We start from the raw sequence: 23,923 nt of genomic DNA on the forward strand, positions 1-23,923 counted from the left end.
CAGCCCAGATTAAATTACTCTTTACTATTCATAAACTTAAAGAACTCAGAATCAGGACTTAAAACCATCACATCATCTTTGTCAGAAAAGCTATTTTCGTAAGCTTTCATGCTACGAAGGAAAGCAAAAAATTCACCATCTTGTGCATAAGAGTCCGCATAAATTTTAGATGATTGAGCATCACCTTCACCACGAACTTCAGCGACGTTTTTATTTGCTTCCGCGATCATGATTGATACTTTACGGTCTACATTTGCACGGATGATTTCAGATTTCTCTTGTCCTTCTGAGCGATGTTCTCTTGCTACCGCTTGTCGCTCAGCACGCATTCGTTTGTAAACACTGTTGCTCACTTCATCGGGTAGGTTAATTTTCTTGATGCGAACATCTATTACTTTGATACCTAACTCTGATGAACGAGCCATACGTTTTAGCGCAGTTTCCATTACTTCGCCACGTTTACCTGAGACGATCTCTTTAATAGTATGAGCACCAATTTCATTACGTAAGCCATTATTGATTTTACGCTTCAGTAGCGCTTCAGCTTGTAGTTTATTACCACCTGTTGCGAGGTAATAAACTGCTAGGTCATCAATTTGCCATTTTACATAAGAATCGATAATCAAATCTTTTTTCTCAGAAGTCACAAAACGATCAGCTTGATCATCGAGTGTTTGGATACGCGTATCCATAATTCGAATAGAATCAATAACTGGCACTTTAAAATGCAAACCAGGGGCTAACACAACAGGTTGGCCTTCTGCATCACGCTTTACCTTACTAAATTGCATCACGATACCGCTCTGCCCTTCAGTGACAACAAATGCACTACTGATAAACGCTAAGAATAATACGATTGGGATAATTATTAATTTACTCATGATTATTCTCTCCCGCTTGTACGGCTACTGAAAAAACGATCATTGCTTGTTGTTGCTTCTTTTTCATCTTTAGCGTGACCTCATCTGCTCGAGATCGTGTCTCGATTTCTGTTGAATAAGTTGCTTTAGGTGTTGCGCTTTGGCTCATTAACTTATCTAGGGGTAAAAAGGTTAAATTACTACCACCTTTATTATCAATTAAAACTTTAGAGCTGTTAGTTAATACTGACTCCATCGCTTCAATGTAGATACGTTGACGTGTTACTTCAGGATTAGCTTGATACTCAGGCAGTAGATTATTAAAACGCGCTACTTCACCCTGTGCTTTTAATACAATACCTTCGCTGTAAGCTTGTGCCTGTTGCTCAATACGTTTTACTTGACCACGAGCAATAGGTTCTTTTTCACGTTGATAAGCTTCCGCTTCACGTACAAAACGCTCTTCATCTTCTTGCGCAACGAATAGCATCATCGAATGCTTCTTTAACTTGTTCTGGAGGGCGAGTTTGTTCTAAATTCACGTCCACGATTTCTATACCCAAGTCATAGGGTTCGATGATTTTTTCTAGCATTTCCCAAGTCGCTTGACGAACAACTTCACGACCTGTTGTTAGAAACATCATCCATACTTGAATGACCAATAACAAAACGTAATGAACTGTCTAGTGCTTGTAATAAACTATTATCAGCATTGATTACACTAAATAGATATTTTTCAGGCATCACAATGCGGTATTGAACTTCCATCGCAACGGTAACGATATTTTCATCTTCCGTTAGCATAAAACCCGTTGTTGGCATAGTACGGAAAGCTTCTACGTTAACAGGAATAATGTTATCGATGAATTTTGGGTTCCAATGCAAACCTGGTTCTACTTGGCTATGATAAGCACCTAAACGCAGTACCACACCACGATCTGATTCTTTAACGGTATACCAACCACTAACAAACCAAACAATAAATAATAAAACAGCAATAGCGATAACAGCGAATTTCCCACCATTACCTTTATTTCCTCGGTTTCCCGATGAAGGTTTTTTGCCAAATAAACCACCAAATAAGTCAGACATTTTTTGAAACACAACATCTAGATCAGGTGGCCCCTGCTCATTTTTCTTTTTATCGCCATTTTGCCACGGGTCTTGATCTTTTTTATCATCTTTTCCCGGTTCATTCCAAGCCATCCAAGCCATTTTAGCCCTCGATATATAAGTGATTAAATTTAAAATATTAATGTAGCAATGATATTAACAATAATAAAGCTACTATGACATATTATGTTCTTATTATTTTTTAACGATACATGCTTCTAGATTACCGTCGAACTGTTTTCGTAAGCGCGATAAATCCACATTATTTATGCGTATATCTAGCAAACAGTCGCCGTTTTCACTATAACTTTCATTATCTATACAATTTAATTCATAAAAAGCAAGACGTAATTTACCCTGTGCAGGGGGTAACGCTAACTGCAATGCTCTTATTTGTCCTGATAAATGCGCTGTTAATGCTTCAAATAAAAGCTCAACTCCTTCACCAGTTTGTGCAGATAACCAAACTCGACTCGGTTTACCCTGATCATCCATGTCAATGTGTGCAGAGACATCATCTAGCGCATCAATTTTATTCATAATAACTAATTGAGGCACTTCACCTGCATCTATTTCCTCTAAAACACTTTGTACCGCATCGATATTGTCACGGTAATGTTCATCTGAACAATCAACCACATGCAATAACAAGGTTGCTTCACGTGTTTCTTGTAGTGTTGCTTTAAAGGTCGCCACTAGATCATGGGGGAGATGTCGAACAAAACCAACCGTATCAGCTAAAACACAGTTACCAACATCTTCAATATCAATTTGGCGTAATGTTGGATCCAATGTAGCAAAAAGCTGATCCGCCGCATATACCCCAGCATTTGTTATCTGATTAAATAAAGTCGATTTACCTGCGTTTGTATAACCAACTAAGGAAACCGTTGGTAATTCTGCTTTCTGGCGTGCACGACGCCCTTGATCACGTTGTTTAGCCACTTTCGCTAAACGCCCTTTAATGGCAGTAATACGAGCACTTAATAAACGTCGATCACTTTCTAGCTGAGTTTCACCAGGACCACGCATACCAACCCCACCTTTTTGCTTATCAAGGTGAGTCCAGCCACGTATTAAGCGCGTTGACATAAAACGCAACTGCGCAAGTTCAACCTGTAATTTACCTTCATAGGTACGCGCACGTTGAGCAAAGATATCTAGGATGAGAGCAGTTCTGTCGAGTACTAAACACTGACATAATGCTTCTAGGTTACGCTGTTGAGCAGGAGAAAGTGGATGATTAAAAATAACAACATCAGCCCCTAAAGTTTGCACTGTATCTGCGATTTCCTGAGCTTTACCTGTGCCCACAAAATAACCTGGGTGTGGTGACTTACGAGGCCCAATAACGGTACCAACCGTTGTTACACCTGCAGAACTAACTAATAACTTGAGTTCGTCAAGGTCTTCTTTTTCGTCATCTGAAAAAGTGATATGAACTAAAACAGCCTGTTCACCGGCTTCGTAACGATCAAACAATGATATAACGCTCCAAAAATTGAGTATCTAAAAAAACAAAGACTAGCATATCCGTTTTAAAGTAACTTAAAATTTAAATAAAAAAAGCTTGCTCCCAATATGAATATAGAAGCAAGCCATGAGTTTGTTGGTCTTTCGAATTTATTTTGTACAATGCAAAATGGCTTCCATGTAGAAAAGAAATCACATAGCAAAAAGATAAAATCAGTGGCAATATTTATCACGCATTACATTATAGATTCAGCACAAATATGGAATGGAAAACCAACAACCTACTTATGACAAAAATTTACAAACTACTCTACATGCTGAATAGAGGGAACTGCACGAGTCGGAACGACAGTTGAAATAGCATGTTTGTAAACCATTTGGCTAACTGTATTTTTCAATAAAATCACAAACTGATCAAATGACTCAATTTGCCCTTGAAGTTTAATGCCATTCACTAAATAGATTGCCACTGGAATGCGTTCTTTGCGTAGTGTATTCAGAAATGGGTCTTGTAATGATTGTCCTTTAGCCATCGTCATCTTTCCCTAATTATTTTTATTATTAAAACCAGTATAAACAATGATTAAATAAAAACCGATTTGAATTTTAAATTTTTGATCAATAACACTTTCTACCACTATCAGTTTATATTTTAAATGATTATTTATTTTAGTCTAACTCAGCCTTACACTTATCAAAATTGTTTTCATCACCACTTTCAAGCCAAATGATGTCACTTTTCCAGCCCCTTAACCAAGTCATTTGTCGTTTAGCCAGTTGCCTTGTTGCTACAATACCACGAAAAATCATTTCTGGATGATCCATTTTTCCATCTAGGTATTCCCACATTTGTCGGTATCCAACACAACGCATCGAAGGTAAATCTAGATGTAAGTCACCACGATCTCGTAAACGTTCAACTTCCTGTTCAAAACCAGAATCCAACATCATATGAAAGCGACGTTCAATGCGCTCATGTAATACCGACTTCTCAGAAGGTGCAATCGCAAATTGCTTAAAATTAAAAGGAAGAGGTTCAACTTTTGCTTCTGTTAAAGTGGTTAAACTACTACCAGAAATACGGTAAACCTCAATTGCACGCGATAGACGCCGCGGATCATTTACATGAATTCGTTTCGCTGAAACCGGATCAAATTGTGCGAGTTGGTCATGTAAATATTGCCAGCCAAACTGCATTGCCTCTTTTTCTATCTGTTCTCTAATGTCTGGATTTGCACTGGGTAAAGGTGATAGGCCATCAATCAGAGCTTTATAATAAAGCATAGTGCCACCAACCAACAAAGGCGTTTTACCTCGGCTAATAATATCCTGCATTATCCTGATCGCATCTTCACGGAAGTCCCCAGCAGAATAAGCCTCTAAAGGGTCAATAATATCAACCAAAGCATGGGGGGCTTTAGTTAACTCTTCACGGGTTGGTTTAGCAGTTCCAATGTCCATCTGTTTATAGATCAGTGCAGAATCAACACTAATGATCTCACAATTACATTCAGTCGCTAAACGAATCGCGAGATCTGTCTTTCCTGATGCTGTTGGTCCCATTAAAAAGAGTACGCTTGGGAAATTATTCATCTAAAAAACCTTGTAATAAAAGAGATAGATCCGGTTTAATATAAAGCGAACTTTGTGCAAGTAAAACATCCGGGGAAAATGACACTAATAAAGGTGACACTTCAGTCATATCAAATAACTTATCCTTAGAAATTTGAGCTATCATAAAGGCGCAAAAATCCCTTACCTCTGATTCACTCAAAGGTGCTTCAAAATTATTTAGAAAATCAAATAACCTTGGCAAAATTTTTGCGACAGGTGCCTGGCGAAGCATTGCTGGCACTTTACTAATAATCAGTTTTTTTGCCTGACTTTTAATAGTAAAGCCCAAACGCGAGAATAATGATTGAAAATTGTCACAGAGTGCCAACATTACTTCATCAATTTCAATACGTACAGGTAATAACAAAGGCTGTGAAATTATTTCGCCATTGTCCCAGGCATCCATTAATCGATTTAATGCAAGTTGCTCAGAAGCTTTAATTAATGAAACAACAATCAGTTGTTGGCTCTGGGTTAGTTTAATTAACGCATATTTATGTTCAATTAAACTTATCACCTCAAAATATGTCTGTGCTAACTGCTTGTCAGGCTGAACAGCTTGGTTATTTTCAGAGTTCAATAAAGGTTTATAACTGTCAGCGACAAAGTCGCAGTAAGCAGTTACCTGTTTATCATCCAATGCACTTGGAGTATAACTCGATTGATAGTTTCCTCGCGAAGTACTTGGTTGCCTGCAGGGCATTTTCTCGAACGCTTGAAGCATCGGCAATAGCGCTACTCGATTCTCTCGTATCAGAGGTTTGATACTCATTTGTAGGCTGATAATCATGTTGTGAAAGTTTGGCATTTAGGGGTTCACTATTAAGGGTATTACTTAACGTGCTAACAATATAGTCATGCACCCAACGAGCTTGATGAAAGCGCACTTCATGTTTGGAAGGATGCACATTAACATCCACCTGGTCAGCAGGACAATTAATATAAATCACATAACCTGGGAAATGCCCCTCTGGTAATTGTCGAGCATAGGCTTGCTTAATAGCATGATTCACTAATTTATCGCGGATCATACGACCATTGATATAACAATATTGCACATCAGCCAGCAAACGAGGAGATAACTTATCTGACACCCAACCGGAAATTTTTAACTGCGCATCTTTAGTTATAGCATCTTCATTTTCAAAGGCTAAGGCACTTTTAACAAATCCCTCACTACAAATCGTGGCTAGTCTTTTTTCAACTTGCGTGCTCGTTTGCGCCGCTCGATACTGTCGAATCACTTTACCGTTATGTTTTAGTACAAAACTGATCTCAAAAGAGCTCAATGCGATACGGCGAATCAAATCATCAATATGTTGAAATTCAGTTTTTTCAGTTTTTAAAAAGCGACGTCTAGCCGGTGTATTAAAAAATAAATCCAATACTTCCACTGTGGTACCCTGTGGATGTGTCGCTGGCTGTATATTAACCTGCATATCTCGACCTTCGGCCAGAGCCTGCCAAGCCTGTTCTTGATCCTGCGGTTTTGAGGTAAAGGTCAAACGTGAAACAGAACTAATACTGGCTAGCGCTTCACCACGAAATCCGAGGCTAACAATTGCTTCTAAATCGTCAAGGTGGCTAATTTTACTAGTGGCATGACGGCTCAAAGCGAGAGTCAATTGTTGTTTACTAACACCTGAACCATTATCTTTAATGGCGATACGTTTTGTACCGCCTTTTTCGATATCAATTTCAATATGAGTAGCACCAGCATCTAAACTATTTTCGATTAATTCCTTGACCACCGAAGCGGGACGCTCGACCACCTCGCCCGCGCCTATTTGGTTAGCAAGGCGGGCGGGTAAAATATGAATATCCATGTGTATAAAATCCAGAAAATCTAAGTCGTTGGAATAGTGAGCAACTGTCCGATCGCCAGTGAACTTGAACGCAGTTTATTGATAGACTTTATCAAAGAAGCTGTTGTACCGTAACGCTCTGCAATAACAGATAGAGATTCTCCGCTACGCACTTTATGAGTCGTTGGTTTATTTAAATTTGCGGGTATATTAATTTTCTGCCCAACTAAGAGAGAGGTCGATTTTAAACGATTATAATCCTTTAAAACGCGAGAGCTTGTGCCATAACGTGCAAGCAATAACAGATAAAGACTCACCACGTTGTACTTTGTGCACTGTGGCTTGCTTAGTTCGCTTATCTTCGCTGGCAACATAATCCCCAGCTGGGATTTTTATTCGTTGACCGATTGCTAAAGAACTAGAACGTAGGTCATTATAAGTTTTCAAGTTATTAATAGTTTGATTGTAACGTGCAGCAATAACAGAAAGTGACTCTCCACGCTTAACTCTGTGTACTGTTGCCTTCGCGACTAAAACTTTCGCTGGTGCGGGGTCATTTTCAGCCGTAGCCCCAGGAATAGCTAAACGTTGTCCAACAGATAATACTGTAGAGCTGAGTTTATTATATCGTTTAAGCTCGTTTGTTGTTTTGTTATAACGAGAGGCAATGACTGATAAAGATTCACCACGCTGTACTTTGTGATACGCTGGTATACTAATAATTTTAGGCGCCACGGCAATCTTCGTAACTGCAGTATTATCTTCCGGAATATCTATCTTCTGACCAACCGCTAAAACATTTGTTTTTAATTTATTAAAGGCTTTAAGCTCAGTAATTGTTTTGTTATAGCGCGTTCGCTATCAAGGATAAGGACTCACCTGGTCTTACGGTATGAAATTCTGGCACGGTTAGTTCGGGTAATTCTTCTTGTAGCACAAGTAATTCATTACTTTGTTGTATACCACTGCCTGGAATTTGTAATTTTTGCCCAACAGATAATACAGTTGAATTGAGTTTATTATGCCTTTTAAGCTCATTGGTACTCTTACCATAACGTGAAGCAATAACGGATAAAGATTCACCACGTTTAACGCTATGTATCACAGGGGCTACGACTTTAGGTTCTGATTTAACAATTGCAAGTTGTACTGGTAAATTGCTTAACAGTGTTGCATCGGTAGGTATTTTAATTTGCTGACCAATTGCCAAAGACGTTGAACGTAATTGATTATATTGCTTAATCTCATTAATAGTCTTGTTATATTGTTTAGCAATCACAGATAGAGACTCGCCAGGTCGAACTTTATGCACAACAGGTTTAGCTTGCACAACTTGTGAGGCAGATTGTGTTATTTGTTGTGGCGGTATTTTTATTTTCTGGCCAATGGCAAGAGAGGTAGATTTTAACTTATTGTAGGCTTTCAGTTCACCTGTGCTAGAACCATAACGACTGGCGATAACAGATAAAGACTCTCCTCGGGCAACCTTATGCGTTTTCTCCGCTGAAAAGACGGGGGCCTTTGCAACAGCAATCGGCGCTGTAACTTGATCAACAACCAGTTGATAATTTGGTGGAATTTTTAACACTTGGCCAATTCGTAAATTATTAGATTTTAAACGATTGTGTGATTTTAATTCGTTTAGGCTAACACTATAACGAGCGACTAAAATTGATAAAGACTCACCACTGCGCACCGTATGATTTATCACTCGTTTCTTTTGTGCAAATAATGAGTCATGCGGTGGAGACTCGATAAAATGGCGATAAATACCTTTAAAAACAGAGTTAGCAACTTTTGTTTGATATTCAGCTTGGTTTAATAAACGTTCTTCTCGGTGATTGGTAATAAACCCAGCTTCTACCAATATCGAAGGAATATAAGGTGATTTAAGCACCGCTAAGCTAGCACCCACAGGCTCTTTTTTATGAAGCTTAGTAATTTGCCCAAGCTCTTTAACCACCAAATGACCAACATCGGCCCCCACCTTCATCGAATTTGATTTAGACATATCAAAAAAGACTTTATTTAAAAATGGAACACTACTTGCGTTATCACTTGTTTCGCCCTTACCACCTAATAATTCAGAGTGAATTTCATGGCGCTCCATGCGACGCCCCATTTCAGAGTTAGCGCGACGATCAGAAAGTATCCAAACAGACGCACCACTAGGTCGACTTGAAGTAAAACCATCGGCATGAACTGATACTAAAAAGTCAGCCTTACCTTTAAAAGCAAGCTCAGAACGTTTATTCAAATTAACGTAATAGTCGCCTGTTCGAATAAGAAATGCTTCCATTCCAGTTTGTTGGTTAATGCGTTTTAACAGGCGCTTTGCAATTTGTAAGGTAATCACCTTTTCAACACTAAATTGTCCTAATGCACCAGGATCTTCGCCACCATGCCCTGCATCAATCGCAATAATAACATTTCGCCCCACCTCATTCGGTTTCAAAGAGCTTTTTGGTTTTTCAACAACTTTAACGGGTTCAGGTGTTTTGTGTGGTAAGTCGATAACTAATCGATGACCGTATGGCTTAGCAGGGTTTAGGGTAAAAATATGCGCTTTACTTGCTTTTTTCAAATCAATCACTAATCGGTAAGTGCCCTTACTCTTACTAGTGCTCTCCCGTACATTCTTAACCAAAGGCCCTTTATGTGCTACTGAACTAAGATTAACCTTGCTTGTTGTTGACTTAATATCAATCATCAAACGATTTGGGCTTTGCAAATAATTAATGTCGTAGTCTGGTTTGTCGCTTAAATCTAATACTACTCGTGTACTATCAGGAGAAGGCCATGCACGAACGCCCTCTAGCTGATTCGCTTGCACAACAGTAACTGCCATAAGTAAAACACTTATTAGCATTGGTGATTTGATAAAAGATTTAAGACGACTTAGCTTCATAATTTTTGTATAACTTGTTTGCCTATTTCAGTGTTTGCTTGTAGCTCAATAACGCGCTGTTTACCATCATAGCGTAACATTAAATCAATATCAGCCAAAGGTAAAACCCCTTCTCCACGCTCAGGCCATTCAACAAGACAATGACTACTATCTGAAAAGTAGTCTCTAATGCCCATAAATTCCAATTCTTCGGGGTCTCCTAATCGATATAAATCAAAATGATAAACATTCCATTTATCCAACTCATAAGGCTCGACAAGGGTATAAGTAGGACTTTTTACATTACCCTGATGACCTAAACCTTGAATAAAACCACGCGTTAAGGTGGTTTTACCAGCCCCTAAATCACCATGAAGGTAAATACAAATAGCCTTTTCACAGGCCACACTCAACCGAGTACCAAAGGCAACCGTTTGTTCTGCATTACTTAATGTTTCTGTTAAAGTTGATTGTAAATTTTTCGCCATTATGGATTAACTAACTCTCTAATATGTGGAAACAGATCACTGGCCAGTAATCCTCGTTCATTTTGCTGTGCAGCTAAGATCGGCGACTAAACCATGAATAGATACCCCTAATGTAGAAGCCTGAAGCGCATCTAAACCCTGCGCTAACAGCCCTGCGATGATACCAGAAAGTACATCTCCCATGCCACCACTTGCCATGCCAGGATTACCAACATTTTTAACATAGACTTGTTTACCATCACAAATCAATGTTCCCGCTCCTTTTAACACTACAACACCACCAAAGTTGCGCCGCAAATTACGCACCGCACTATAGCGATCTTTTTCAATCTGATTAATAGAACAGCCTAATAAAGTAGCGGCTTCGCCTGGATGTGGTGTTAACACCCAATTTTCTTTCCACTGTGGTTTTGCAACTAATAAATTTAACGCATCAGCATCTACCACAGTTGGTAAATCAGAGGCTAATACATAATCAAATAAAGTTTGTGCCCATTCATCTTGACCTAATCCAGGGCCAATGGTCAGCACACTTGCCCAATCTTGAATTACTTGACCATCAAAATGTTCAAGATCAACACCTTCTCCCATCAACTCTGGACGCCCAGACAAAATAGTGAGCAGGTTCTCTGGCAATGTTAAAACTTTTACTAAGCCAGATCCACACCGTAGTGTCGCTTCAGAGGCTAATCGAGCAGCCCTCGGCATGCCTTTATTGCCACCAATCACTAAGGTCTTACCAAAAAAGCCCTTGTGACTAGTTCGAGATCGAGGTTTTAAATAATGACATATATCAGGATAGGTCACACGAGAAACAGTGCTTTTACATAAAGCCTTAAATTCCTGTTCAATACCTAACCCTGCAAAATAAATTTTACCGCAATGTTCCGCTGAGCGAGCAGTGAATAAGCCTTGCTTCAAACCAACAAAACAAACTGTCGCATCCGCTTTTACCGAAACCTCTGCAATTTCGCCCGTGTCGCTGTTTAAACCAGAGGGAATATCAATACTTAAAACGGGTTTATCAGCAAGATTAATTTTATGAATTAGCCTTTGATATTCAGCTCTCACCGTACCTAATAGCCCTGTGCCTAATAAAGCATCAACAATTACATCTGGCTTTTCAAAGTCAGCATTTTCAATTGAATCAATAACACCTTGCTCAATACGCCAAGCATTTCTTGCCTGAGTAGCATCACCTGTTAAGTCTTTGTCATCGCCAACCTGACAAAGTTGCACATGTAAGCCAGCATCTTTTGCAATAGCCGCAAATACATATCCATCTCCGCCATTATTGCCACGTCCCGTTAATACCAAAACACTTGTCGCTTCCGGAAAGTGATGCTTAAAAACTTGGTAGCAGGCATCTCCGGCACGTTTCATTAATCCATAAAGAGTCGTTCCCACTTGCTCTGCAGCAAGCCCTTCAAAATCTTTTATCTGTCGCGCACGATATAAAGAATGTGGTAAACTGGGTTGCATTTTTATTTGGTCAGAAAGCATTTTTTGTCCTATGTTACGCAAATTGTATAAAACGAGAAAATAATGGTTGAGAACCAACAGCATCGACAACAATCAACTGAACCTTCAAGATATCGATTTAACTGATTTGGTTAAAAATATCAAGCTCTGGGAAAAGCGCTAGGCTTTCAACAGGTCGGCATCTCAGATATTGATCTCAAGCACCATGAACAAAAGTTGCAAGCCTGGTTAGACAATCAATATCACGGTGAAATGGATTATATGGAAAAACACGGCATGAAGCGTGCCCGACCAGCCGAGCTTCACCCTGGTACACTGCGTGTTATTTCCGTGCGCATGGATTACCTGCCAGATAATGCACAATTTGCACGTACTCTTAAAAATAAAAATAATGCCTACATTAGTCGTTATGCACTCGGTCGAGACTACCACAAAGTATTACGTAAACGCTTAAAACAATTAGGGCAAAAAATTGAACAACAGGTAGGAAAGCTAGGTTATCGTCCCTTTGTTGATAGTGCGCCAATTTTAGAAAGGCCCTCGCTGAAAAAGCAGGATTAGGTTGGACTGGTAAACATTCTTTATTAATCGATGCCAAAACAGGGTCATGGTTTTTTATTGGCGAGTTAATGATTGACCTACCACTACCGGTTGATGAGCCCGTAGAAGAAAATGTGGTCAGTGCGTTGCTTGCCTTAAAATATGTCCAACTCAGGCAATTGTCGCGCCTTATGTGGTAGATGGTCGCCGTTGTATCTCCTATCTCACCATTGAATTGCAGGGAGCAATCCCCGTTGAATTTCGCAAGGCAATTGGCAATCGTATTTACGGTTGTGATGACTGCCAGTTAATTTGCCCCTGGAATCGTTTTGCCAACACTACTCAAGAACAGGATTATCAGGCCCGTCATCAACTAGAGAAACAACCCTTATTAGATTTATTTGCTTGGAGCGAAGCTGAGTTTCTGAACAATACTGAAGGTTCGCCTATTCGACGTATTGGTTATCAACGCTGGTTACGTAATATTGCCGTAGCATTAGGTAACGCGCCAAGTTCTGAAAAACTAATTGAAGCGTTACAAAACAAATTATTAACAAGTGATTCAGAATTGTTAAATGAACATATTCATTGGGCCTTAGCAGAACATGCTTCGCAAATTCCTATTGTCGAACAAACCCATAACGAACGACTCAATAACCGATTAATCCGTTCAATTGAAAAAGGTTTACCAAGAGATGCCTAATACCATTTTCAATTCAAATAGCTAGCTATTGCTCAATCAAAGGCTTGCCTTCATTAGTTTTCCTTCGCAATTTTTGACTCATTATTTAAGCGGAATGGTATAACAATCTGAAAAGCGACTTAAAAAAAGCTATCTATCTTGACAGAACGGTTATTGTCTCTATAGATTAAAGCTCCTGTTAATACTTTGTGAGGATTTATGATAACAGTACTTTTCCGTTGGGATATTAAGCCAGAATGTGAACAAGCCTTTAAGGAAGGCTGGTCTGAAATTATTCACCGTAATATCGAAAAATATGGCGCACTCGGTTCACGTTTACATAAAAGCCAAGATAATCAATGGGTATCCTATAGCCAATGGCTCAGTGAAGATCATTTTAAGAAGGCGCAAAACTGCCAAGATAAACATGAAGAAGCACGTATAAAAATGGTAACTGCCATCAACAGAACCTATGAACCCATAATTATGGTTCCTATCCTAGACCACTTACTTGCCAGTGATCCACTACGTCAATAATTAATAACATCAGTAGTGAATCATCATAACCAATAAACCATCAAAGTTAAGCAACAACTTAATCCAGGAAAACCTATGAGCCAAGCACTTACTGAACAACAAATTAAAGATATTGAAAAATTAGACGCGCATAAACGTTATCAATATCTATTAAAAGAGGTGATTAAAAACCAACAAATTTGGTTACTAATCGATGAACATGGCTGTGTCATGCTCAACAGCGAAGAAGAAGATTGTGTTCCAGTTTGGCCTAACAAAGAGTTCGCACTATCCTGGGCAACAGAAGAATGGTCGCATTGCACCGCAGAAGCGATTTCCTTAGAGAAATGGCAGAATCGTTGGACACATGGCTTGGAAGATGATGAATTAGCACTGGTTATCTTCCCAGACCAAAATAGCGAAGGGCTGATTTTCTTTCCCGATGAATTTGACTACGAATTAAAACAACAACTACGTAAATAATTTTTCAGGGCTAATGCGATTAGCTGTCATTGGCCCTTTTTTCATCACTATTATTTTACCCTTGCCTCTTTTCGTTAGATTAACTTAGAAATTATACAGCGAGTGAGATTACTCCATGAAAAATAATGCCATCACTCTCGAAGCGATTACTGTCTTAGATGCAATTGATAAACGGGGTAGCTATGTACCGCCGCGGAACAACTGAATAAAGTCCCCTCAGCGCTTTCTTACATTGTGCAAAAATTAGAAGATCAATTACAGGTCACTATTTTTCAAAAACAAGGTCGTCGAGCAGTATTAACCCCTGCAGGAAAAATTTACTCCTCGAAGGACGTTTAATCTTACAAGCAGTACAACGTCTCGCAGATAAAACACAAACTATTTCAAATGGTTGGGAGCCAAAGCTAAATATTGCTATTAGCTCTATTTTGCAGTGCGATCATATTTTTAGCATTTGTAAGAAATTTCTTGATAACCATCCAAGCATCGAAATGGATATCAGTGAAGAAATTATGAATGGCGCTTGGGAAGCTTTAGTTGATGATAGGGTTGATATGATCATTGGTGCAAGCAGGTGATATACCAGAGCAAAAAGGGATACAAACCGCCCCACTTTGTTTCTTTGATCCTGTTTTTGCAGTCAGTCCAGAACATACCTTAATAAAAGAAAAGCGTCCCTTGCTTATAGCACTATTGAAAAATATCGTGCCGTGGTCGCTCATGACTCGGCTAAGCAATGGATCACACAAACACACTCAGTGATCAGTAAAGATAATTACTTTTATGTACCAAGTATTGAATATAAATTGCGCGCACAATTACAAGGGATTGGGTGTGGTTTTTTACCCCGCTCGCGGATCCAACAATATCTTGATAACGGACAATTGATCGAGTTAAACATTACGCCAAAACAGGAGCCTATAGCACTTTATTTGGCATGGAAAACCGTTAATAGAGGAAAGGCTTTAACTACCATACGGGAAATGTTGATTGCAGATAAAGAGAAAATTACTTGCTGAGACTCTCCTCAGAAGTTTGATTTAAAAACTTCTGAGGGAATGAATGGCTTGAAAATTATTCTACCGAGAATAACTCAACATCAAAGATTAATAGTGACCCAGCAGGAATACTGCCTGCACTTTTATCTCCATAGGCTAGGTTACTAGGAATAAATAAACGATACTTATCACCTTCAACCATTAACTGTAAACCTTCCGTCCAACCAGGTATCACTTGGTTTAGTTTAAAGGAAATAGTTTTACCTCTATCTACAGAACTATCAAAGACAGTGCCATCAATTAGGGTTCCGTGATAATGCACTGTTACCTTACTTGTCGCAGTCGGATGAACATCACCATCACCCTTAGTTAACACTTCGTATTGTAGGCCAGAAGCTGTGCTTTGAATACCTGCTTTTAAGCCGTTTTCAGCTAAGAATTGCTTGCCAAGTTCAATATTTTGAGGTGCATTTTTATCCGCAACAAAGCCTTTTAAAATAAAAAACAGCACAATTAATATCAACGCAATTAGAACAATTTTCAAAGGATACCCTTAATCAATAAAATGAGGAGGCCACTGTACTAAAGTAGTAACTCGTTGTCGATAGGATGAAAAACAGTGCAACTATCTATCAATGCTTTAGCCGTTAATTTAGGGACACCATAAGCTTCTGCTTGTACTGAATAGGTTTGAGTTATTTTGTCTAATAAAATCGAAAAATCACCATCGCCAGAAAGCAAAATAACTAAATCAACCTGCGGAGCAACTTCCATCACATCAATGGTAATGCCAACATCCCAATCCCCCTTTGCAGTTCCATCGCTACGTTGTATAAAAGCTTTTAATTTCACATCAAATCCTAAATACTTAAGCATTTCTTGGAATTTTTTTGTTGGTTATCACCTTTATCGATGGCATAAGCAAAGGCGTGGGTTATTTCACCTTGAGCTTCTATGAGTTGCCATAACTTACGGTAATTAAATTGCCTACCATAGCTTTGCCGAGTGGTGTAATAAATGTTTTGTACATCTGCAAAAATAGCAATTTTTTTCATAGAATTAGCCCAACTTGTTAAGCAACCATAATGTTTTAAAATTAAAAAGCCCCAAATAAAATAATATTTGAGGCTTTATTGTCAACTATTTAATGGCGGGTTATTCACCAACAAAATTATTACGAGCACTGCGTTGTTGACGACGACTGCCAGTACCAGGTCCTGAACGCTGACCATCTCGATGCCCTGGTTTTACTTTTTTAGGCTTTTTAGGTTTCGGTGCTCGAGTATCTAAAACAGATTCAGGCAATGGCGTGCCCGGTTCAAAACCAGCAACGGTTTTACGCGGAATCAGTTTTTTAATGAGTTTTTCTATATCTTTTAATAACTTAAATTCTTCATTGCACACTAACGAAATCGCTTGTCCAACATTACCAGCTCGACCAGTACGACCAATACGATGCACGTAGTCTTCACTTACATGGGGTAAATCAAAATTAACTACTTGAGGTAACTGATCAATATCGATACCACGAGCGGCAATATCCGTCGCCACTAACACATTAATTTGTCCTTCCTTGAAAGCCGCTAATGCTTTAGTACGCGCACCTTGGCTCTTATTACCATGAATAGCAACTGCACGAATACCTCGCGCTTCAAGTTGTTTAGTAAGTCGATTTGCACCATGTTTAGTTTTTGAAAAAACTAATACTTGTTTCCAATCATTGTCTTTTATTAACTGAGTTAATAAAGGAGACTTCTTAGTTTTATCCACTTCATAAACATATTGAGTGACACTTTCAGCAGTGGTATTTCTAGGACTGACTGAAATTTCAACCGGATTATTTACTAAACCTTTTGCTAACTGACGAATATCAGGTGAAAAGGTTGCTGAGAATAATAGATTTTGACGTTTTGCGGGCAATAAACGAATAATACGTTTGATATCGTGAATAAACCCCATGTCTAACATTCTATCGGCTTCGTCTAACACTAACACTTCAAGCTGTTTAAAACGCACTGCATTTTGTTGGTATAAGTCTAATAAACGCCCTGGCGTAGCAACTAAAATATCAACACCTTGACGTAATAATTGCATTTGAGGATTAATTTTTACACCACCAAATACCACTGCACTTCGTAACGGTAAATTTTTACCATAATTTTTAACACTCTCATGTATTTGAGCAGCCTAATTCTCGCGTCGGTGTCAAAATTAATACCCGTACTTGATTTGCTTTTGCACGTTCGCCGTCCACTAAATTAGCTAATAAAGGTAATGTAAACCCCGCTGTTTTACCTGTTCCTGTTTGTGCGACGTAACTCATAATATCTTTACCTTCCAAAATAACTGGGATGGCCTGTGCTTGTATGGGCGAAGGCTCTGTATAACCTTGCTCTGTAACGGCACATAATAGCTCTTCAGGTAAACCAAGGGACTCAAAACTCATAATCTAATCTCATTCATAATATTAACAGGGGTAAAATAATCGCGTAGCTTACAGCAAAGTTTAGAACATATGTGATTTAAATCACCGTTGCTCTATAAATAATCAATTTGATCGGTATAATGTCGCCAATTTTATTATTAACCTAATTTAGGAATATCGCCTTGCTTAGTACAAACAACATCACCATGCAATTTGGTGCAAAACCACTTTTTGAAAACATTTCTGTCAAATTTGGTACAGGTAACCGCTATGGTTTAATCGGTGCCAATGGTTGTGGTAAATCAACATTCATGAAAATCTTAACCGGTGATCTTGAACCTAGCGCAGGTAATGTTTCACGCGATCCTAACGAGCGTATTGCTAAACTACATCAAGATCAGTTTGCCTTTGAAGAACATACGGTACTCGATACAGTATTAATGGGTCACAAAGAAATGTGGGCGGTGATGAATGAACGTAATCGTATCTATTCATTACCAGAAATGTCTGAAGAAGAAGGTATGCAAGTCGCCGACCTTGAAACCGAATTCGCTGAAATGGATGGTTACACTGCCGACTCGCGTGCGGGAGAAATTCTATTAAGCGTTGGTATTCCACTTGAGCAACACTACGGGCCGATGTCAGAAGTTGCACCTGGCTGGAAATTACGTGTATTGCTAGCGCAGGTACTTTTCTCTGATCCAGATATCATGTTACTCGATGAGCCTACCAATAACTTGGATATCGATACTATCCGTTGGTTAGAAACAGAATTAAAAGCACGTCAGTGTACTATGGTTATCATTTCTCATGACCGTCACTTTTTAAACTCTGTGTGTACACATATGGCCGATATCGATTACGGTGAATTACGCCTTTTCCCAGGCAACTATGACGAATACATGACAGCGGCAACACAGGCTCGTGAACGCCTATTAAATGAAAATGCGAAGAAAAAAGCACAACTTTCTGAATTACAAGACTTCGTAAGCCGCTTCTCTGCAAATGCATCAAAAGCAAAACAAGCAACCTCTCGTGCTAAACAAATGGATAAAATTCAACTTGAAGAAGTAAAAGCATCAAGTCGTGTAAATCCTTATATTGTTTTCAAACAAGAGAAGAAACTTTTCCGTAACGCATTAGAAATGGAAAATGTCACTAAGAGTTTTGAAACAACTCTATTTAAAGACCTAAACTTAATGGTTGAAGTGGGTGAACGTATTGCCATCATTGGTCAAAATGGTGTTGGTAAAACAACCCTATTACGCACACTAATGGGTCAAGTTGAAGCAGATTCAGGTTCGTTTAAATGGTCTGAAAACGCAAACTTAGGTTACTACGCACAGGATCATGCCTACGCCTTTGAAAAAGACCAAACCTTAATGGAATGGATGGCACAATGGATGAAACCTGGTGATGACGAGCAAGCTGCTCGTGGTACATTAGGGCGTTTATTATTTGGTTCAAATGACATTGGGAAATCAGTAAAAATAATTTCTGGTGGTGAGCAAGGGCGTATGTTATTTGGTAAGTTAATGATGGATATGCCAAATATTCTATTAATGGATGAGCCAACCAATCACTTGGATATGGAATCGATTGAATCATTAAACTTAGCACTAGAAAACTATGAAGGAACGTTATTATTTGTTTCTCATGACCGTGAGTTTGTCTCATCACTAGCAACCCGTATTATTGAAATCAAAGCTGATAAAGTCATTGATTTCCACGGTACTTATGCTGAATACCTGAAAAGCCAAGGTATTGTAGAAGCTTAAGTTGTATTTAGTTAGTTGCTAAAAAGGCGCTTTGATGCGCCTTTTTTGTGGCTATGAAAAAAAGCTGTCAGTAAATTCAAAAGCGCAATCTCTTCTAGGCTTGGCGGGCTATTCTTCGGCTTTAGAGAGAAAAAGTAATTCACATCATTTCCCCACAATTGTAAAAATTTACGTTTTTTGTCTTTGCTTTCTACACATTTTGCAAACAGTATAAAACCAGCCCCTTCGATATCACGTGTTTCTTGAATATCAAAACGCTCTAATAATGATTCTCGGTATTTGCTGATAGGAATAGCAACGCTTCGTTCTTCGGCAGGATTTAGCCAGTGAAGGCTATTATCGGCATGAGAAATGGTTCCCCAATACATTCTCGGAGCACCATTTTCTGTTGGCTGTGCTTGATTGACATTAACAAATAAGTTTTTCGCGCGCCATTTATGTTTTTCACTGGTATAAACCCATAAATCAGAATTTGCTAATGAACTGCCACGTAATAAGCTAGTTAATAACTTTCCTAGCCCCTGTTTGTTAATATTTAATTTATCACTCTTTGAATCTTTTAATGCTCCAGGCTCTGTTTCATTTTGTTCTTTAAAGTCAGCTGGGGCTTGTCTTTGAATTGTTTCTGTCTTGATTTTTGAGGTGTTTTTTTCTGTTCTTTTTTTAAGTGCACTGCGACTAAAATCTATTTTTAGTGAATCAGCTTCTAATAATATCTTTTCAACTTCAGCAATCTCTTTTTCTTCTTCTACTCTTCTTACTGAAGGATTAAATTCTTTACAATCGGGAGCATGATAACGACTGCCGAAACAGGCTTGTTTACCATCTCGCGAAGCTTTTCTAAAGTAAGCAACCTGTTTGCAATCGGGACAAATTAAAGAATAACGTAAACGATTAATTTCAGACTCAGGCAAAGCTTTAAATTCAAAAATTGAAAACACTTTATTACCAGCTTTGTTTTCATCATCTTGTGCATACAAGGTACAAATAGCATCAATCATTTTAAGCTCGCCTTTATCAATAAGTTTCGCGGCGTGATATGTTCATCGCAGAATGTAGAAACCGCGACTTTGTAACCAGCGTCATACAAAGCGAATGCCCGATCATAAACCAACCATAACTCCAATGGACGCACAAAAAATTGGCTAACTAATTCCATACGACGGATTTTTCTAAGACGACTATTCGCCCTATCTAAAAACGGCGTCAATGATACCGGCAGTTCAAAGGTTAATGATTTTTGTTGTTTTGCCCAAATAACAAACTCTGTAAATGCCCCCGATAATAATGTTGTCGGAAAACTCGGTAACGGACAGTACTCATCATTTTTTAATGCATGTTTTTGTAATTCATCAAAGGCCAAACGCCATAATACTTCCTAGTTCACTTAAACGAGCCTGCCTTTTACCACTTGTTGCTTGCTTACTAACGGCAAGCTTTAACACTTGTTTTGATATTTTTAAGGACGATTTTTGCCCTAATTTAGAACAAGGGAGATAGGTACTCTGACGGGTTAAGTGATAACAACAGGGGCTTATAGTAACCTCAGCAGGTTGCTTTTCTACCGCCTGTTTTATCAGGTGTAAATGTAAATCACCACAGGCATGTAAGGCAATAGCATGAGATGAAGCATTAATATCATCATCAGCTTCTCCCGCTAATACATCAGCCTGTTTAAAGGATTGTGTTATTTGTCGTTTAAGTGCTTCTGCTTGACCAGTTTGACAGAGTGTTTGTTGCCATTCTATCGAGGTAACGGGAGCTTTTTTTGCCAACTAATGAGTCGCCCTAAATGACCTTTCCCTGCACACCACTCGACAATCGGATTAAGTGTGTTTATTTGCTCTGCAAAGGCAGTTATTTGAGACCATTTACGTCCTTTGATGCCAGTTTGTAACCAAAAGGGAATATCACTGCTTTCTTTAGTTAAAGCATCAATATGAAATAAAGCATCGTTACTGGCAAGCAAGGTGGGAATGAAATCTTTTAATAAAAGGTGCGACTTATCAGGGTATTGCTGATAAAACTGCACCTCATGATCTGACAAATTATCTAAAAACTGGCACAAATCAGCATTTCTTTTTCCCATGGATAATCACCATGGTGAAAAGCTTCAAATTGCCAGTAATCTTGTAAGCTTGATAAATAGTTATCTAATGACTGAAAAACCTCTGCACTAGACTTATTGTACAAAATGTATTTTTCCGTCAACCACATCAACCAATATGTTTTGACCTTTCACCAATTGCTCAGAAATAATTTGCTCCGCAAGTTGATTCTCTAATAACTGTTGAATAGCGCGTTTCAATGGTCTTGCACCGTAAGCAGGATCAAATCCAGCCCCGACTAGCAATTCAATCGATTCATCATTAAAGGTCAATTGATAATCCTGTTCTTTTAAGCGTTTTTGTAAATGATGTAATTGGATCGTTGCAATGGATTTGATATGACTCTCGGCCAAAGGATGAAAAACCACAGTTTCATCAATACGATTTAAAAACTCAGGTTTAAACTGATCTCTCAAGCGCGTAAACAGTTTCGCTTTTATATCTTCATAACCAGCACTATTAAACTCTTCTTGAATAATGTCTGAACCAATATTAGAGGTCATAATGATCACTGTATTTCGAAAATCAACGGTACGCCCTTGTCCATCGGTTAATCGTCCATCATCTAACACCTGTAACAAAATATTAAAAACATCGGGATGCGCTTTTTCAATTTCATCTAATAAAATAACTGAATAAGGTTTACGGCGAACCGCTTCAGTTAAGTAACCTCCTTCTTCATAACCTACATATCCTGGAGGCGCGCCTACTAAACGAGCAACAGAATGCTTTTCCATAAACTCAGACATATCAATACGCACCATATTGTCTTCGCTATCAAACAGGAAATTCGCTAATGCTTTACAGGATTCGGTTTTACCAACACCCGTTGGCCCTAAAAATAGGAAGGAACCAATCGGGCGATTAGGATCACTTAAGCCAGCACGACTACGACGAATTGCATTGGATACAGCTGAAATTGCTTCGTTTTGGCCAATGACACGACTGTGCAAATGTTTTTCCATTCTTAGCAGTTTATGGCGTTCACCTTCGAGCATTTTATCAACGGGAATACCGGTCCAACGTGCAAGAATTTCAGCAATCTCATTTTCAGTAACACAGTGTTTAAGCAAGGTCATATCTTGCATTTCTGCCTGTGCAACGAGATCTAATTGCTTTTCAAGTTCAGGAATTTTACCGTATTGTAGTTCAGACATACGAGTCAGATCCGATGCTCGGCTAGCGACCTCTAAATCTAATCGCGTTTGCTCAAGTGCTTTTTTAATATTCTGTGTTCCTGAAAGCGCGACCTTTTCTGTCTTCCAAATTTCATCTAATTCTTTATATTCTTTACCTTTAACTTGTAGCGCACTTTCTATATCTTGCAGGCGCTTAACTGTCGCTTCATCGGTATCATTTTTTAGCGCTTTTTGCTCAACCGTTAGTTGAATAATTTTGCGCCCCAATTTATCTAAACCTTCAGGTTTAGAGTCCATTTGTAAACGTATGCTTGAAGTCGCTTCATCAATCAAGTCAATTGCTTTATCTGGTAGTTGTCTGTCTGATATATAACGATGCGATAAGGTGGTCGCCGCAACAATAGCAGGATCGGTTATCTCAACCTTATGATGCAATTCATAACGCTCTTTTAAACCACGAAGGATCGCAATGGTATCTTCAACCGTTGGTTCATCGACTTGCACTTTTTGGAAGCGTCGCTCAAGAGCCGCGTCTTTTTCAATATATTGACGATATTCATCAAGTGTTGTTGCACCGACACAATGTAATTCACCACGCGCAAGTGCTGGTTTTAACATATTGCTGGCATCCATCGCGCCGTCTGTTTTACCCGCTCCAACCATAGTATGTAATTCATCAATAAAGAGGATAACTTGCCCCTCTTCCTGAGCTAATTCAGCTAAAACCGATTTTAAACGCTCTTCAAATTCACCACGATATTTAGCGCCAGCAATCAAAGATCCCATATCAAGGGATAATACACGTTTATTTTTTAATCCCTCTGGCACTTCACCATTGATAATACGTTGTGCGAGACCTTCAACAATGGCTGTTTTACCAACACCTGGTTCACCAATAATAACAGGGTTGTTTTTAGTCCGACGCCGCAACACTTGGATCATGCGTCTAACTTCATCATCACGGCCAATAACCGGATCAAGTTTGCCCTGCTCTGCTCGTTCTGTGAGATCAATCGTATACTTTGCTAAGGACTGCTCCTGTCCATCATCATTTTGATCATCTACATTTTGACCATCACGGATTTTTTTAATGGATTCATTTACTTTTTGAGTGGTTAACCCTAGGCCTTTTAATATTGTTCCAAGCGGACCTTTGTCTTCACAAGCGACTAATAAAAACAGTTCTGATGAAATAAACTTGTCTTTATTTTTCTGTGCAAATTTATCACAGAGGTTAAACAGTACCCCTAATTTTGCTGAAAGCTGTACATCACCGCCAATGCCAGAAACGGCTGGAATACGGTCTAATTCAGTAGAAAGTTGTGAACGTAATAGATTTAAGTCAATCTCAAGATCAGCCAAAATAGGGCGAATAGAGCCTCCATCTTGATTTAGCGACGCTAACATCAGGTGTGAACCTTCGATGTACTGATGGTCACGTCCTAGCGCAAGCGATTGAGCATCGGAAATAGCTAATTGAAATTTACTAGTGAGTTTATCTAAACGCATAATTGCCTCCTTATTCTAAAATA

The 23,923-nt window shown here is 38.8% G+C and carries 22 protein-coding genes and 5 pseudogenes; 7 read left to right on the forward strand and 20 right to left on the reverse strand.

Annotated features, from left to right (window positions below):
• Positions 1–14: 14 nt before the first annotated feature.
• The 11 genes and pseudogenes from hflC to ACLKMH_RS22615 form a co-directional block, all read right to left on the reverse strand.
• Positions 15–881 carry a protease modulator HflC gene (gene hflC, locus ACLKMH_RS22565; protein ID WP_413700043.1) on the reverse strand — a complete coding sequence of 289 codons (867 nt, stop codon included), beginning with the start codon at positions 879–881 and terminating at the stop codon, positions 15–17.
• A pseudogene (gene hflK, locus ACLKMH_RS22570) lies at positions 874–2,066 on the reverse strand (FtsH protease activity modulator HflK). The gene hflC and the pseudogene hflK overlap by 8 nt, the downstream one beginning before the upstream one ends.
• Before the next feature lie 102 nt (positions 2,067–2,168).
• Positions 2,169–3,455: a ribosome rescue GTPase HflX gene (gene hflX, locus ACLKMH_RS22575; protein ID WP_413700044.1), complete on the reverse strand. Its 1,287-nt coding sequence runs from the start codon at positions 3,453–3,455 to the stop codon at positions 2,169–2,171.
• 296 nt (positions 3,456–3,751) lie between these two features.
• The gene (gene hfq / locus ACLKMH_RS22580) at positions 3,752–3,979 is read right to left on the reverse strand and encodes an RNA chaperone Hfq (RefSeq protein WP_413700045.1); all 228 of its coding nucleotides are present in this window, start codon (positions 3,977–3,979) and stop codon (positions 3,752–3,754) included.
• Between the two features lie 136 nt (positions 3,980–4,115).
• Complete coding sequence (gene miaA, locus ACLKMH_RS22585; RefSeq protein ID WP_413700046.1) at positions 4,116–5,039, reverse strand: tRNA (adenosine(37)-N6)-dimethylallyltransferase MiaA; 924 nt, start codon at positions 5,037–5,039, stop codon at positions 4,116–4,118.
• Positions 5,032–6,886, reverse strand: a pseudogene (gene mutL / locus ACLKMH_RS22590) (DNA mismatch repair endonuclease MutL). The gene miaA and the pseudogene mutL overlap by 8 nt, the downstream one beginning before the upstream one ends.
• Positions 6,887–6,906: 20 nt before the next feature.
• Entirely contained in the window at positions 6,907–7,182 is a 276-nt protein-coding gene (locus ACLKMH_RS22595) for a LysM peptidoglycan-binding domain-containing protein (RefSeq protein ID WP_413700047.1), read from the reverse strand.
• On the reverse strand, positions 7,118–7,600 hold the full coding sequence (locus tag ACLKMH_RS22600; protein WP_413700048.1) for a LysM peptidoglycan-binding domain-containing protein: 483 nt from the start codon (positions 7,598–7,600) through the stop codon (positions 7,118–7,120). The genes ACLKMH_RS22595 and ACLKMH_RS22600 overlap by 65 nt, the downstream gene beginning before the upstream one ends.
• Positions 7,601–7,709: 109 nt before the next feature.
• On the reverse strand, positions 7,710–9,713 hold the full coding sequence (locus ACLKMH_RS22605) for a LysM peptidoglycan-binding domain-containing protein (RefSeq protein WP_413700049.1): 2,004 nt from the start codon (positions 9,711–9,713) through the stop codon (positions 7,710–7,712).
• Between the two features lie 56 nt (positions 9,714–9,769).
• Positions 9,770–10,240, reverse strand: coding sequence for a tRNA (adenosine(37)-N6)-threonylcarbamoyltransferase complex ATPase subunit type 1 TsaE (tsaE, locus tag ACLKMH_RS22610; RefSeq protein ID WP_413700050.1), 471 nt, complete (start codon positions 10,238–10,240; stop codon positions 9,770–9,772).
• Positions 10,241–10,297: 57 nt separating this feature from the next.
• The gene (locus ACLKMH_RS22615; RefSeq protein WP_413700051.1) at positions 10,298–11,743 is read right to left on the reverse strand and encodes an NAD(P)H-hydrate dehydratase; all 1,446 of its coding nucleotides are present in this window, start codon (positions 11,741–11,743) and stop codon (positions 10,298–10,300) included.
• Positions 11,744–11,819: 76 nt separating this feature from the next.
• On the opposite strand from ACLKMH_RS22615, the pseudogene queG reads away from it, so the two are divergent.
• The 6 genes and pseudogenes from queG (at position 11,820) to ACLKMH_RS22645 (ending at position 14,962) form a co-directional block, all read left to right on the forward strand.
• Positions 11,820–12,965, forward strand: a pseudogene (gene queG / locus ACLKMH_RS22620) (tRNA epoxyqueuosine(34) reductase QueG).
• 198 nt (positions 12,966–13,163) lie between these two features.
• Positions 13,164–13,481: an antibiotic biosynthesis monooxygenase family protein gene (locus ACLKMH_RS22625; protein ID WP_413700052.1), complete on the forward strand. Its 318-nt coding sequence runs from the start codon at positions 13,164–13,166 to the stop codon at positions 13,479–13,481.
• Positions 13,482–13,556: 75 nt separating this feature from the next.
• On the forward strand, positions 13,557–13,943 hold the full coding sequence (locus tag ACLKMH_RS22630; RefSeq protein ID WP_413700053.1) for a DUF2750 domain-containing protein: 387 nt from the start codon (positions 13,557–13,559) through the stop codon (positions 13,941–13,943).
• Positions 13,944–14,177: 234 nt separating this feature from the next.
• Positions 14,178–14,282, forward strand: a complete 105-nt coding sequence (locus ACLKMH_RS22635; protein WP_413700054.1) for a LysR family transcriptional regulator — start codon at positions 14,178–14,180, stop codon at positions 14,280–14,282.
• Positions 14,283–14,371: 89 nt separating this feature from the next.
• On the forward strand, positions 14,372–14,521 hold the full coding sequence (locus ACLKMH_RS22640) for a hypothetical protein (protein WP_413700055.1): 150 nt from the start codon (positions 14,372–14,374) through the stop codon (positions 14,519–14,521).
• Between the two features lie 132 nt (positions 14,522–14,653).
• A complete protein-coding gene (locus tag ACLKMH_RS22645) occupies positions 14,654–14,962 on the forward strand; it encodes a LysR substrate-binding domain-containing protein (RefSeq protein WP_413700056.1) in 309 nt (102 codons plus the stop codon).
• Positions 14,963–15,017: 55 nt separating this feature from the next.
• Here ACLKMH_RS22645 and ACLKMH_RS22650 read toward each other — a convergent pair whose 3' ends face one another.
• The 3 genes and pseudogenes from ACLKMH_RS22650 to ACLKMH_RS22660 all read right to left on the reverse strand — a co-directional run bounded on the left by ACLKMH_RS22650 (position 15,018) and on the right by ACLKMH_RS22660 (position 17,387).
• Positions 15,018–15,485 carry an FKBP-type peptidyl-prolyl cis-trans isomerase gene (locus tag ACLKMH_RS22650; protein ID WP_413700057.1) on the reverse strand — a complete coding sequence of 156 codons (468 nt, stop codon included), beginning with the start codon at positions 15,483–15,485 and terminating at the stop codon, positions 15,018–15,020.
• Between the two features lie 38 nt (positions 15,486–15,523).
• Positions 15,524–15,996: pseudogene (locus tag ACLKMH_RS22655) on the reverse strand (NYN domain-containing protein).
• 100 nt (positions 15,997–16,096) lie between these two features.
• Positions 16,097–17,387: pseudogene (locus ACLKMH_RS22660) on the reverse strand (DEAD/DEAH box helicase).
• 161 nt (positions 17,388–17,548) lie between these two features.
• Between ACLKMH_RS22660 and ACLKMH_RS22665 the strand changes: the two are divergent.
• On the forward strand, positions 17,549–19,144 hold the full coding sequence (locus ACLKMH_RS22665; RefSeq protein WP_413700058.1) for an ABC-F family ATPase: 1,596 nt from the start codon (positions 17,549–17,551) through the stop codon (positions 19,142–19,144).
• An 11-nt stretch (positions 19,145–19,155) separates the two neighbouring features.
• On the opposite strand, the gene ACLKMH_RS22670 is transcribed toward ACLKMH_RS22665, so the two are convergent.
• From ACLKMH_RS22670 to clpB, 6 genes are read right to left on the reverse strand one after another with little or no spacing between them, the layout of a single operon-like run.
• Positions 19,156–20,145 carry a hypothetical protein gene (locus ACLKMH_RS22670; protein ID WP_413700059.1) on the reverse strand — a complete coding sequence of 330 codons (990 nt, stop codon included), beginning with the start codon at positions 20,143–20,145 and terminating at the stop codon, positions 19,156–19,158.
• A complete protein-coding gene (locus ACLKMH_RS22675; protein ID WP_413700060.1) occupies positions 20,142–20,507 on the reverse strand; it encodes a hypothetical protein in 366 nt (121 codons plus the stop codon). The genes ACLKMH_RS22670 and ACLKMH_RS22675 overlap by 4 nt, the downstream gene beginning before the upstream one ends.
• The gene (locus ACLKMH_RS22680; protein WP_413700061.1) at positions 20,497–20,919 is read right to left on the reverse strand and encodes a methyltransferase; all 423 of its coding nucleotides are present in this window, start codon (positions 20,917–20,919) and stop codon (positions 20,497–20,499) included. The genes ACLKMH_RS22675 and ACLKMH_RS22680 overlap by 11 nt, the downstream gene beginning before the upstream one ends.
• The gene (locus tag ACLKMH_RS22685) at positions 20,889–21,233 is read right to left on the reverse strand and encodes a hypothetical protein (RefSeq protein ID WP_413700062.1); all 345 of its coding nucleotides are present in this window, start codon (positions 21,231–21,233) and stop codon (positions 20,889–20,891) included. Before ACLKMH_RS22685 ends, ACLKMH_RS22680 begins: the two co-directional genes overlap by 31 nt.
• Positions 21,197–21,337: a hypothetical protein gene (locus ACLKMH_RS22690; RefSeq protein ID WP_413700063.1), complete on the reverse strand. Its 141-nt coding sequence runs from the start codon at positions 21,335–21,337 to the stop codon at positions 21,197–21,199. Before ACLKMH_RS22690 ends, ACLKMH_RS22685 begins: the two co-directional genes overlap by 37 nt.
• Positions 21,327–23,900, reverse strand: a complete 2,574-nt coding sequence (gene clpB / locus ACLKMH_RS22695) for an ATP-dependent chaperone ClpB (protein WP_413700064.1) — start codon at positions 23,898–23,900, stop codon at positions 21,327–21,329. The genes ACLKMH_RS22690 and clpB overlap by 11 nt, the downstream gene beginning before the upstream one ends.
• Positions 23,901–23,923: the final 23 nt, after the last annotated feature.

The sequence above is a fragment of the Psychromonas sp. KJ10-10 genome (assembly GCF_047323245.1).
Lineage (GTDB): Bacteria > Pseudomonadota > Gammaproteobacteria > Enterobacterales > Psychromonadaceae > Psychromonas.

Bases quoted from the DNA above. Each gene is read 5' to 3' on its own strand.
- hflC (WP_413700043.1), bottom strand. From the start codon at position 881: ATGAGTAAATTAATAATTATCCCAATCGTATTATTCTTAGCGTTTATC.
- hfq (WP_413700045.1), bottom strand. From the start codon at position 3,979: ATGGCTAAAGGACAATCATTACAAGACCCATTTCTGAATACACTACGC.
- miaA (WP_413700046.1), bottom strand. From the start codon at position 5,039: ATGAATAATTTCCCAAGCGTACTCTTTTTAATGGGACCAACAGCATCA.
- ACLKMH_RS22605 (WP_413700049.1), bottom strand. From the start codon at position 9,713: ATGGCAGTTACTGTTGTGCAAGCGAATCAGCTAGAGGGCGTTCGTGCA.
- tsaE (WP_413700050.1), bottom strand. From the start codon at position 10,240: ATGGCGAAAAATTTACAATCAACTTTAACAGAAACATTAAGTAATGCA.
- ACLKMH_RS22615 (WP_413700051.1), bottom strand. From the start codon at position 11,743: ATGCTTTCTGACCAAATAAAAATGCAACCCAGTTTACCACATTCTTTA.
- ACLKMH_RS22625 (WP_413700052.1), top strand. From the start codon at position 13,164: ATGATAACAGTACTTTTCCGTTGGGATATTAAGCCAGAATGTGAACAA.
- ACLKMH_RS22630 (WP_413700053.1), top strand. From the start codon at position 13,557: ATGAGCCAAGCACTTACTGAACAACAAATTAAAGATATTGAAAAATTA.
- ACLKMH_RS22670 (WP_413700059.1), bottom strand. From the start codon at position 20,145: ATGATTGATGCTATTTGTACCTTGTATGCACAAGATGATGAAAACAAA.
- ACLKMH_RS22685 (WP_413700062.1), bottom strand. From the start codon at position 21,233: ATGGGAAAAAGAAATGCTGATTTGTGCCAGTTTTTAGATAATTTGTCA.
- clpB (WP_413700064.1), bottom strand. From the start codon at position 23,900: ATGCGTTTAGATAAACTCACTAGTAAATTTCAATTAGCTATTTCCGAT.